The 11,052-nt window shown below is 63.3% G+C and carries 12 protein-coding genes; 9 read left to right on the forward strand and 3 right to left on the reverse strand.

Going from position 1 to position 11,052, the window contains the following annotated elements:
• Positions 1-11 precede the first annotated feature (11 nt).
• Positions 12-1,340 carry a glutamate--tRNA ligase gene (gltX, locus tag G7A66_RS11700; RefSeq protein ID WP_174295821.1) on the forward strand — a complete coding sequence of 443 codons (1,329 nt, stop codon included), beginning with the start codon at positions 12-14 and terminating at the stop codon, positions 1,338-1,340.
• Here gltX and pyk read toward each other — a convergent pair.
• Entirely contained in the window at positions 1,337-2,806 is a 1,470-nt protein-coding gene (gene pyk, locus G7A66_RS11705; protein ID WP_174295822.1) for a pyruvate kinase, read from the reverse strand. The genes gltX and pyk overlap by 4 nt on opposite strands.
• Positions 2,807-2,855: 49 nt before the next feature.
• On the opposite strand from pyk, the gene G7A66_RS11710 reads away from it, so the two are divergent.
• The 3 genes from G7A66_RS11710 to G7A66_RS11720 all read left to right on the forward strand — a co-directional run bounded on the left by G7A66_RS11710 (position 2,856) and on the right by G7A66_RS11720 (position 3,990).
• Positions 2,856-3,173 (forward strand): DUF1244 domain-containing protein, encoded by a 318-nt coding sequence (locus G7A66_RS11710; RefSeq protein ID WP_174295823.1) that lies wholly within the window; start codon positions 2,856-2,858, stop codon positions 3,171-3,173.
• Positions 3,174-3,301: 128 nt separating this feature from the next.
• On the forward strand, positions 3,302-3,538 hold the full coding sequence (locus tag G7A66_RS11715; RefSeq protein WP_174295824.1) for a DUF2312 domain-containing protein: 237 nt from the start codon (positions 3,302-3,304) through the stop codon (positions 3,536-3,538).
• A gap of 101 nt (positions 3,539-3,639) precedes the next feature.
• Positions 3,640-3,990 (forward strand): heavy metal-binding domain-containing protein, encoded by a 351-nt coding sequence (locus G7A66_RS11720; RefSeq protein WP_174295825.1) that lies wholly within the window; start codon positions 3,640-3,642, stop codon positions 3,988-3,990.
• Positions 3,991-3,994: 4 nt separating this feature from the next.
• Here G7A66_RS11720 and G7A66_RS11725 read toward each other — a convergent pair whose 3' ends face one another.
• Positions 3,995-4,723, reverse strand: a complete 729-nt coding sequence (locus G7A66_RS11725) for a CPBP family glutamic-type intramembrane protease (RefSeq protein ID WP_174295826.1) — start codon at positions 4,721-4,723, stop codon at positions 3,995-3,997.
• 69 nt (positions 4,724-4,792) lie between these two features.
• On the opposite strand from G7A66_RS11725, the gene G7A66_RS11730 reads away from it, so the two are divergent.
• The gene (locus tag G7A66_RS11730; RefSeq protein ID WP_174295827.1) at positions 4,793-5,542 is read left to right on the forward strand and encodes a YebC/PmpR family DNA-binding transcriptional regulator; all 750 of its coding nucleotides are present in this window, start codon (positions 4,793-4,795) and stop codon (positions 5,540-5,542) included.
• Complete coding sequence (ruvC, locus tag G7A66_RS11735) at positions 5,539-6,051, forward strand: crossover junction endodeoxyribonuclease RuvC (RefSeq protein ID WP_174295828.1); 513 nt, start codon at positions 5,539-5,541, stop codon at positions 6,049-6,051. The genes G7A66_RS11730 and ruvC overlap by 4 nt, the downstream gene beginning before the upstream one ends.
• 11 nt (positions 6,052-6,062) lie before the next feature.
• Here ruvC and G7A66_RS11740 read toward each other — a convergent pair whose 3' ends face one another.
• Positions 6,063-7,172: an AI-2E family transporter gene (locus tag G7A66_RS11740; RefSeq protein WP_174295829.1), complete on the reverse strand. Its 1,110-nt coding sequence runs from the start codon at positions 7,170-7,172 to the stop codon at positions 6,063-6,065.
• A 205-nt stretch (positions 7,173-7,377) separates the two neighbouring features.
• On the opposite strand from G7A66_RS11740, the gene G7A66_RS11745 reads away from it, so the two are divergent.
• From G7A66_RS11745 to fdhD, 3 genes are read left to right on the forward strand one after another with little or no spacing between them, the layout of a single operon-like run.
• Positions 7,378-9,663: an FdhF/YdeP family oxidoreductase gene (locus G7A66_RS11745; protein ID WP_174295830.1), complete on the forward strand. Its 2,286-nt coding sequence runs from the start codon at positions 7,378-7,380 to the stop codon at positions 9,661-9,663.
• Positions 9,660-10,277 (forward strand): molybdenum cofactor guanylyltransferase, encoded by a 618-nt coding sequence (gene mobA, locus G7A66_RS11750; protein ID WP_232366831.1) that lies wholly within the window; start codon positions 9,660-9,662, stop codon positions 10,275-10,277. Before G7A66_RS11745 ends, mobA begins: the two co-directional genes overlap by 4 nt.
• Positions 10,270-11,052, forward strand: a complete 783-nt coding sequence (gene fdhD, locus G7A66_RS11755; RefSeq protein ID WP_332310548.1) for a formate dehydrogenase accessory sulfurtransferase FdhD — start codon at positions 10,270-10,272, stop codon at positions 11,050-11,052. Before mobA ends, fdhD begins: the two co-directional genes overlap by 8 nt.

Genomic DNA, 11,052 nt, shown 5'->3' on the forward strand with positions numbered 1-11,052 from the left:
TCGGCGGCGACATGACCAAAACCCGCTTCGCCCCTTCGCCGACCGGCAATCTGCATGTCGGCAATATTCGCACCGCTCTGCATAATTTCCTGCTCGCCCGGAAGCGGGGCGGGCGCTTCATGCTGCGGATCGACGATACCGATGCAGCGCGAAGCGAGGAACGCTTCGTCGAGGGAATCCGCCGCGATCTGGCGTGGCTGGGCATGGTGCCAGACGGCGAGGAACGGCAGTCCGCGCGTCAGGATCTGTATGAGCAGGCTTTCGCACGGCTGCTCGCAGATGGGCGGATCTACCGCGCCTATGAGACCGCGCAGGAACTTGAGCTGAAGCGCAAGATACAGCTCGGTCGTGGCCGCCCACCGATCTACGACCGTGCCGCGCTGGATCTGACGGAGGCCGATCACGCTGCCCGGCTGGCCGAGGGCGTGCATCCGCACTGGCGCTTCCGCCTGGACCATGGGAGCCCGATCGAATGGACCGACGCGATCCGTGGTCCGGTGCGGTTCGATCCGGCGCTCCTGTCCGATCCGGTGGTCAGACGCGCGGATAATAGCTGGCTCTACATGCTGCCCAGCGCGGTTGACGATATCGAGATGGGGATCACCGATGTTTTGAGAGGCGAGGACCACGTCTCCAATACGGCAGTGCAGATCCAGATGTTCGAGGCATTGGGCGCGGCCCCGCCCGCCTTTGCGCATGAGGCTTTGCTGGTCGGCAGCGAGGGCAAACTGTCCAAGCGTCTCGGCTCGCTCGGGGTGGAGGAACTGCGCGCTTCCGGCATTGAGCCGATGGCCGTTCTGTCATTGCTGGCGCGTCTCGGCTCGTCGCAGCCGGTCGAGCCGATTGCATCCATGCAGGTGCTCGTGGACAGTTTCGATCTGGCCAGCTTTGGCCGCGCACCGGCGCGTTTCGACGAGGCGGACCTTGAGCGGCTCAATGCTCAAATACTGCATGGCCTCGATTACAGCACGGTAAAGGACCGGCTTCCGGACGGCATGGATGAGGCTGGATGGCTGGCGGTCAGGCCAAACCTCGAGAAACTCGCCGATGCGCAGGATTGGTGGCAGATCGTCACCGGTCCGGTGGTCACTCCCGAACTGGATGCGGAAGACCGCGCCTATCTGGCAGAGGCTTTGCCCATGCTCGAATGGTCCGCCGATCCCTGGCGCGACTGGACCGGCCAGCTGAAGGAAGCGACAGGGCGCAAGGGCAAGACCCTGTTCCTACCGCTGCGTCTGGCACTCACGGGACGCACATCGGGGCCGGACATGGCGCAGATCCTGCCGCTCATCGGTGAGCAAGCCGCCCGCGAACGGCTGGAGCGCGCCGCCGCGGCCTAGCTCTTGTGACGCTTCAACTCGTCGCCGGCCAGGGTGACGACATGCAGCAGATTGGTCGCGCCGGGCGTGCCGAACGGCACCCCGGCCAAGGCAATCAGCTTGCTGCCCGCAGTGCCGAAGCCATGGCGCAGCGCCATGCGCTTGCCCTTGGCGATCATCTCTTCGAAACTGCCTATATCCCGCGTGGTCACCGCATGCGCGCCCCATAGCAGGGCAACGCGACGCGCTGCCTTTACTGAGGGCGTCAGCACCAGCATCGGAACGCTGGGCCGCTCGCGAGCGACGCGCCGGGCGGTGGAGCCCGAGCCGGTGAATACCACGATGGCCGCAATCGGCACCGTATCGGCGATGGTCATGCAGCTATGCGCCAGCGCATCCGCCGTGGTGGCGTCGGGCGGCGTATCGAGGAAGCGGACGCGCGCCAGGTAGGCCTCATCACGCTCCACTTGGGCGGCGATGCGGTGCATGATCGCCACCGCCTCTTCCGGCCATTCGCCCGCTGCGGTCTCCGCCGACAGCATCACCGCATCGGCCCCGTCATAGACCGCGTTGGCCACGTCGGATACTTCGGCGCGGGTCGGGGTGGGGCTTTCGATCATGCTTTCCAGCATCTGCGTCGCCACGATCACCGGCTTGCCCGCGTTGCGCGTTTCATTGACGATGCGCTTCTGCAGGGGCGGCACTTCCTCGGGGTCGAGCTCCACGCCCAGATCGCCGCGCGCCACCATGATCGAATCGGACAGTTCGATGATCTCCGACAGGCGATGCACCGCCATCGGCTTCTCGATCTTGGCGCAGAGCGAACCATGGCCGCCCATCAGGCGGCGCGCTTCGGCCAGGTCCTCGCCGCGCTGGACGAAGCTGAGGCCGATCCAGTCAGCGCCGTGCTGCATGGCGAAAGCCAGATCCTTTCGATCCTTCTCGGTGAGTGCCGGAATCGGAATTTCCGCGTCGGGAACATTCACGCCCTTGCGGTCGGAAATGACGCCGCCGACCTCGGCCGAACACAGGATCTCGTCTTCGCTCGCGCGAATGACACGCAGCCTGATCTTGCCATCATTTATCAGCAGGCGCTGGCCCTTCTCCAGCAGGCCGAACAGTTCCGGATGCGGTAGTTCGACGCGGTTCTCGTCACCGGGTTCAGGATTGCGATCCAAGGTGAAATGACCGGAATGGCGGATTACCGCTCTGCCACCAGCAAATTTGCCGACCCGCAATTTCGGACCCTGCAGATCGCAGAAGATGGCGATCGGATGATGACATTCGGCCTCCACCTCGCGAATGGCACGGATGGTTTCGGCGTGGGTCTCGTGATCGCCGTGGCTCATGTTCACGCGGAAGGCATCGGCGCCCGCCCGCACCAGTTTGCGCAGCATGTCGGGCGAGCGGCTGGCCGGCCCCACCGTTGCGAGAATCTTGACCTTGCGGCCACGGGGTTGAAAGCGTTTCGCTGCGAGCTTTTCCATTCGCAGCGCCTATGCCAATGCGGCCGGGCAAGACAAGGATGAAACCGATATGGAAGCCGTGAACAACAAAGCCGCAGACCCGCTCGACTCCATCGACGATGCTGTGGCTGCGCAGGCGTTTCGCCGATTGGTGCGCCACCTGCGTCATCGCAGCGATGCGCAGAATATCGACCTGATGGGGCTGTCGGGCTTCTGCCGCAATTGCCTGGCGGACTGGATTCGCGATGCGGGTTTCGAAGGGGACAAAATCGCCGCCCGGGAAGTGATCCACGGCATGCCGATGGATGAGTGGAAGGCGCGCCACCAGCAGCCCGCCACACCCGAACAGCTTGCCCGCATGGAAGAAAGCGTGGCGAAGAACGCCTGATCGCTGCCGGGCAGAAGCGGCAAAACGAATTATCCCGCGAGACTTGGCCGCGCGGCCTTCACCCGGGCAGGGCGGCACGCTAAGGCTCGCCGCCAACCGATTCTGACCCCATCATCCGGAGACACAAGATGGCCGAAGCCACCGATGACCGCCTGCGCCTGTTGATCGAACGTATCGAGCGACTGGAAGAAGAGAAGAAGGGCATCTCCGACGATATCCGCGACGTCTATGCCGAAGCGAAAGCCGTGGGCTACGATCCCAAGATCATGCGCCAGATCGTCCGACTGCGGAAGATGAAGCCCGACGATCGCAGCGAGATGGAAACCATTCTCGACACCTACAAGGCCGCGCTCGGCCTCGGCTGAAGCCGCGCGAGGCAGCGTGCACGAAGGGGCGGTTGCTTTGGCAAGCGCCCTTTCGTGTTGTATGCTCTCCGCCTCCACAGTGAGGAACAAGGAGCACTGACATGGCCAGCCCCTGGAGCACGTCTTCCGACGGCATCATCGTATCGACCACGCCCACATTGGAGCAGCGCCCGGCGAAGGAATATCTCGGCATCGTCACGGGCGAGGTGATCGTCGGCGCCAATTTGTTTCGCGATCTGTTCGCCTCCATCACCGATCTCGTTGGCGGGCGTTCGGGCCAGTATGAGAAAGTCCTCGGCCGGGCACGGCACGAGGCGATCGAGGACATGACTGAACAGGCACGCGCGCTTGGCGGCAATGCCGTGGTAGGCGTGGATATCGACTACGAAGTTCTGGGCCAGAATGGATCGATGCTGATGGTCAGCGTTTCGGGCACCGCGATCCGCATCTGACGGCTCACCCGCCGAAAGCCAGAATAGTGCCGATGGCCGTGCCATTATGCAGAACATGCAGCAGAATGGCCGACCATAATCCATAGGTCACGCGCGCATAGCCGAAGATCAGCCCGGCGATGAATTGCGGTATGACCAGCGGCAGTGCGTAGGCCAGACTGGCGCCTTCGTAATTGAACAGGTGCACCAGCGCGAAGCTGAGGCTGGAAATGGCGAAGAAGACCGGAAAAGTCGCTCGAAACCAAGCGTAGGGCGGCTGCCCCTGATTCATGGCGGCCAGGAGAATCGCGGCGATCAGCACTGCGAACAATATGCCGAACCCGGCAAGGTGGGGTGGTACCAGACCGCCAGCCAGCGCAGCATAAGAGGCCGCAACAAGCAGGAACGGCACAACATGCGCGGGCCTTCCCGAAAGCCAGCCGCGGAATACCGCTTCCTCCAGCGCCGGCACGAGCAGCACGACGAACATGATTTCCAGCGGCCCGAGATCCAGATCCTCCAGCGCGTTGTCGGGAAAGGTCAGACCCAGCGTTTCTGCCGCGAAGGCGATGAGGATGAGCGGCACCATCATCGACAAGTCGAGCAGGTAGAGCATGCCCGTGCGCCGCAGGGTTACCGCATTCATCCCCGTGGCTGCACCGGGTATATCCGGGCGGCGAAGGAAGGCGGTGAAACGCCGAAACGTAGCGGGCAGACTGAAATCGCCCGTGGGTCTTGAGACTTGGTCGCTCATGCGGCTAATGCAGACCCCTGAAACTTATTGCAGATTGCTTTTCAATCCGGACACTGGACGATTACCGACATGGCAGGCCATTCCAAATTCAAGAACATCATGCATCGCAAGGGCGCGCAGGACAAGAAGCGCTCGGCGATGTTTTCCAAGCTCAGTCGCGAAATCACCGTCGCGGCCAAGATGGGCATGCCCGACCCGGACATGAACCCGCGCCTGAGGCTTGCGGTCAATGCGGCCAAGAGCCAGTCGATGCCCAAGGACAATATCCAGCGCGCGATCGACAAGGCCAGTGCCAATGAAGGCGACGATTATGAGGAAATCCGCTACGAAGGCTATGGCCCTGGCGGCTCGGCCATTATCGTCGAGGCGCTGACCGACAATCGCAACCGTACCGCCACCAACATCCGCACCGCTTTTTCGAAAAACGGCGGCAATCTGGGCGCGTCGGGTTCCGTTGCGCATGGCTTCGAACGGCTCGGGCTGATCGTCTATCCCGCCAGCGTAGGCGGCGAGGACAAGGTGCTGGAAGCCGCACTGGAAGCCGGCGCGCAGGATATCCAGTCGGGCGCGGAGGAGCACGAGATCTGGACCGCCGCCGACGATTTGCACGAGGTTGCCACCTCCCTGGAAAAGTCCCTCGGCGAGGCCGAGACCGTCAAGCTGGCATGGAAGCCCAATCTGACTGTCGACATGGACGAGAAGGACGCAGGCACTCTGTTCAAGCTCGTTGACGCTCTGGACGACGATGACGACGTGCAGACGGTGTGGGGCAATTACGAGGTCAGCGACGAGATCATGGAGCGTCTGGAAGCCGAATGAGCCTGCCCGTGCAGGGCGCGCCGGTTCGCATCCTGGGCCTCGACCCGTCGCTTTCCTGCACCGGCTGGGGCATCGTCGAATCGCAAGGGACGCGGCTGGTGCATGTCGCTAATGGCCAGTTCCCCAGCGATGCGAAGCTGCCGATGGCTCTGCGTCTGGCCGCGCTGCAACAGGAGCTGGCGCAGATCATCGCCGAATATCGGCCCGACCGCGGGGCGGCGGAGGAAGTGTTCGTCAACAAGAACCCGCAATCGACCCTGAAGCTGGCGCAGGCGCGAGGGGCGATCCTCGCCGCCTGCGGGGCAGCCGGGCTTTCCGTGAACGAACACGCCACGCGGCTGGTGAAGAAAGCCGTGACCGGGACCGGAGCTGCCGAAAAGCGCCAGGTGCAGGCGATGATCAAGATCTTGCTGCCGGCAGCGAAGGTTGCCGGCCCCGATGCCGCCGACGCATTGGCGGTCGCGATTGCCGATGCGCATCTCGGTTCAGGCGTGCAGGGGAGGGTCTGACCTTAGCAGTCTCAGGCCGGGCTTGCCGCTCGCCCGCGCTGCTCGGCCAGAATGGTCCATCCCGCCAGGAACAGCCCCGCAACCACCGGGCCGATTACGATACCGCTGAGGCCGAACACCGCAATACCGCCAAGGGTCGTTATGAGCACGATCCAGTCCGGAATGCCGGTGTCCCGCCCGACCAGGATTGGCCGTAGCAGATTGTCCGCGAGGCCGATGACCAGAATGCCCGATGCGATTACCACGACTCCTTGCCATATCGCGCCTGTGACCAGCAGGTAGATCGCCACAGGCACCCACACGATCGCCGGGCCGAGTGCGGGCAGAAGCGAGAATATCGCCATGAGCAGCCCGAACAGCAGGGCTGCAGGCATACCGACGATCCAGAAGGTGATCGCGCCCAGCGTTCCCTGCACCAGCCCAACGACTACCGAGCCCTTGATGGTCGCCCGCACGATGGCGACGAAGTCATGCGCCAGACGGTCCGCGACGCTGTGTTCCAGCGGCAGCTTGTCGATGATGGTGCGGCCCAATTGCCTGCCGTCGCGCAGCAGGAAATAGGTCACATAGAGGCCGACAGCGAAGGAGAGGAAGAATGAAAATGCACCGCCACCAATGGCCAGGACACGCGCGGCAATCGCCCCGACGCTTTCCTGGATCAGTTCCGAAAGCCGCGCCTGAATGGCACCGAAATCGCCATAGCCGGAATTGTCCAGCATGATCCGCATCCGTTCGGGCAAGGCATCGTAATAGCGGGTGAAATATTCCGCCGCGTCGATCTCCTGCGCCTGTATGGCGAAATAGACTGCCGTGGCCTGATCGACGATCATGCTGCCGATCACGATCGACGGGATGACAATTGCGACAAATATGGTGAGCAGGGCAAGCAGCGCGGCGCGGTTCTCATGGCCGCGCATCTGGCGCAGGATCCTGCGATAGAGCGGCTGGAACATGATCGCGGCGATGGCAGCCCACATGATCGCCGATATGAAGGGCCAGGCCACCGCGCCGAGGAACAGGGTAATTGTAGCGAGGAACAGGATCAGCCCGCCCTGCTCGAGGCGCGTGCGCCCTACCTGATCGAAACTGTTCACCGCCCTCGCCCTCTTGGTCTTTTCCATCTTCGCCTCTAGCGGATGGAACGGCAGTTGCGAAACGATGATTGAAAACCCGCATTTCGTCTCGAACTTGATCGATAGCGCCCCGGCAGGCAGGATGCGTGCGGAATGCCAACGGCGGTGGAGAAACGATCCTCGCGTCAGAGCATTGCATCTAGGAGCCGGTCTTGGCCTTTCGCCAGCGCCGGCACAGCAAGGATCAGCAAGCATGGCCGAACGCGACGATCTCCCTCATTCCAGCGGCCCTGCAGGGGGCTGGGGGTCGATGAAGGGCATAGCCCGCATCTTTGGCGAGACCTGGGCCGAGGCAGGCGCGCTGGACACCTTGCGGCGGCAGAACAAGACAAAGGGGCACATGTGCTCGTCCTGCGCCTGGCCGAAACCCGCCAATTACAAGCCGTTCGAATTTTGCGAGAACGGCGCCAAGGCGACCCTGTGGGAAAGCACCAGCGCCCGCTGCACACCGGAATTCTTTGCGCAGGCGGGGCATCGCCTTACCGAATTGCGCGACTGGCGCGATCATGACCTTGAGATGCAGGGGCGATTGACTCACCCCCTGCGCTACGATGCGCAAAGCGATCGCTACGTCGCGGTAAGCTGGGAGGAAGCCTTCGCCGCCATCGGCGACCGGCTGCGCGACCTTCCGACAGAAAGCGTCGTCTTCTATGCCTCGGGCCACGCAGGGCTTGAGGCATCTTACCTTTATGCCCTGCTTGCCCGCGCCTATGGCAACAACAATCTGCCGCAGAGCAGCAACATGTGCCATGAAACAACCTCGGTCGGCCTCAAGAAAGTGCTCGGCACACCAGTCGGAACCGTCACCTGGGACGATCTGGACAAGACCGACGCCTATTTCTTCTTTGGTCAGAACCCCGGCACCAACAGCCCGCGGTTCCTCCACCCGCTGAAGGAAGCGAAGGATCGCGGCGCGAAGATCGTCACCTTCAACCCGGTTATCGAGCAGGGACTGGTCAGCTTCGTCGATCCGCAGAACCCCGTCGACATGCTCACCGGGCGGGAGACGAAGATTTCCGACCAATACCACCAGCTTCGCGCGGGCGGCGATGTCGCCGCCATTCTGGGCATGTGCAAGGTGGTGATCGAGGCCGACGATGCCGCGCGAGCAAAGGGCGAGGCCGAAGTGATCGACCACGCCTTCATCGCCGAACACACGGTTGGCTTCGATGAATATGTCGATTATTGCCGCGCCGCCGATTGGGCGGAAATCGAGCGGGAGAGCGGCCTTACCGAAAGCGCCCTGCGCGATGCGGCGCGCATCTACATGCAGGCGGAAAAGGTCATCGGCGTCTATGGCATGGGGCTGACGCAGCACCGTCATGGCGCGCTGAACCTCGCCATGTTCGCCAATTTCCTGCTGCTGCGCGGCAATATCGGCCGGGAAGGGGCGGGTGCCTGCCCGGTGCGCGGCCACAGCAACGTGCAGGGCCAGCGCACCGTGGGCATCGCCGAAAAGGCGGATCTGATCCCGATGGAGCGGCTGAAGGCGCTGTTCGGCTTCGACCCGCCGACGAAGGACGGTATGCATATCGTCGATGCCGTGAACGGGCTGATCGCAGGAGAGGTGAAGGGCTTCATCTCGCTGGGCGGCAATCTGCTGCGCGCCGTGCCGGACCAGCAGCGGATGGAGGAAGGCTGGGCGAAGCAGGATCTCACCGTGATGATCTCGACCAAGCTGAACCGCAGCCACCTGTTTCCCGGCAAGCACGCCTATATCCTGCCCTGCCTCGCCCGCAGCGAGATTGACATGCAGGCGAGCGGCAATCAGGCCATTACCATCGAGGACAGTTTCTCGATGATCCACGGTTCGCTCGGCCGACGTCAGCCTGCGGCGGACACTCTGAAGAGCGAACTGGATATCGTCTGCTCGATTGCTAAGGCGGCGCTCGCGCCCAATCCGAAGCTGAAATGGCGCGATTGGGTTGGCGATTATGCGCTGGTCCGCGATCTGATTGCGCAGACCTATCCCGACGACTTTCACGACTTCAATGCGCGGATGTGGGAACCCGGCGGCTTCTATCGCGGCAATTCGGCCCGGGAGCGGATCTGGAAGACCGAGGTCGGCAAGGCGATCATCACCACGCCCGAACGCCTCAGCGTGACCGGGTTCGAAGACAAGCCGGGCCGCTACCGGCTGCTGACGATGCGCTCGAACGATCAGTTCAATACGACGATCTATGGCTATAGCGACCGTTTCCGCGGCATCGAGGGCACGCGCGACGTGGTGCTGATGAACCCCGACGACATCGAGGAGGCCGGACTGCGCGACGGACAGTTCGTCAGGCTGGTTGGCGATGCGGAGGACGGAGTGGACCGGCGGCTGGGTGGGCTGAAGCTGATCGCCTACACCCTGCCGCGTGGTACGGTTGCGTCCTATTATCCGGAGTGCAACGTGCTGATCTCGATCGACAATCACGACCAGCTTTCCAAGACGCCCGGCTCGAAGTCGATACCGGTGCGGATCGAGGCGGCTTGAGCGCTTCGATGCCGCAGGCGGCGCAGGACAATCCAAGCATCCTCGGCGTTGTTCTCGCCGGTGGCACTTCGCGGCGGTTCGGCACCGACAAGGCGCAGGCGCAACTGGCAGGCCGGACGCTGCTTGTTCGCGCGATCGCCAGTCTTCGCCGCATGGTTCCGGCGGTGGTCGTCGCAGGTCAGGGCCGCGGCATCGCGGACCCGCTGCCGCGCGAGGGTGTTCCGCATGGCGTCGTGATCGTGCCGGATTGGCCGCGCCCCGGCATGGGCCCGCTCGGCGGTATCGCAGGAGCGCTCCTGCACGCGCGGAAGCACGACTACGTTGCCATTCTGACCATCGGTGTGGACACGCCCGGTCTTCCGGATGATCTGCCGCGACTTCTGGCTCCTGGTCCGGCGTGCTTCGCGGCTCTGCCCATCATTGGCCTCTGGCCCGTGGCCACTCTCCCGGCGATCCGGACGCTGCTGCAATCCGGTGGGAGTCTGGCTGTGAGGGCCTTTGCCGATGCCGTCGATGCTCGCCGGGTCACGGGCGGCGAGGATTTCGCCAACATCAACACGCCGCAGGAACTCGCCCGTTTTCAGAACGATCTGCCCGGCGGCACCGGTGACTGAAGATCTGCTCCAGATTTCGGCCGATGGGCAGGTAAGGACCGTGCATCGCGAGTGGGTTCCCGAAGTGCCGATAGCGATGGAATATAACGGGCTTTCCTATGCGGTCATGATGGCGACCCCGGCAGACTTGCAGGATTTTGCGCTTGGTTTCGCCGTCGCGGAAGGGCTGGCGACCCGGGCGCCGGACCTCACGCATTTTTCAGCTGTGGAAGTCGCCGCTGGATGGATCATGCGTGCTTCTCTGGCGGGGGTCGGGCAGGAAAAATTACAGGAACGGGTGCGCAACCGGATAGCCGAATCGAGTTGCGGCCTTTGCGGGATCGAGAATCTCGAAGCGCTAGCCAGGCCGCTGCCCCCTGTGACGCCCCATGGCTCCATCGCACCTGCGGCAATTTTCAGCGCGCTAGATGGTCTGCGAAAACTGCAGCCCCTCGGCAGTTCCACGCGCGCGGCCCATGCCGCTGCTCTGGCTGCGCCGGACGGACGAATAGAAATGGTGCGCGAAGACGTGGGGCGGCACAACGCGGTGGACAAGCTGGTGGGCGGTGCGCTGACTGCTGGCGCCGATCTCGGCAGTGGCTTTATCCTTTCGACAGCGCGATGTTCCTACGAGATAGTGGAGAAGGCGGCACGGGCGGGCGCAACCACGCTGGTTACTATCTCTCTGCCGACGAGCATGGCGATCAGCCGCGCCCGAGATGCCGGGCTAACGCTGTACTGCCTTGCGCGCGGCGACAGCGTGCTGCTGGTGAACAGGGGGCGGCGATCCGTATGA

The organism is Alteripontixanthobacter muriae, assembly GCF_013336795.1.
Lineage (GTDB): Bacteria > Pseudomonadota > Alphaproteobacteria > Sphingomonadales > Sphingomonadaceae > Pseudopontixanthobacter > Pseudopontixanthobacter muriae.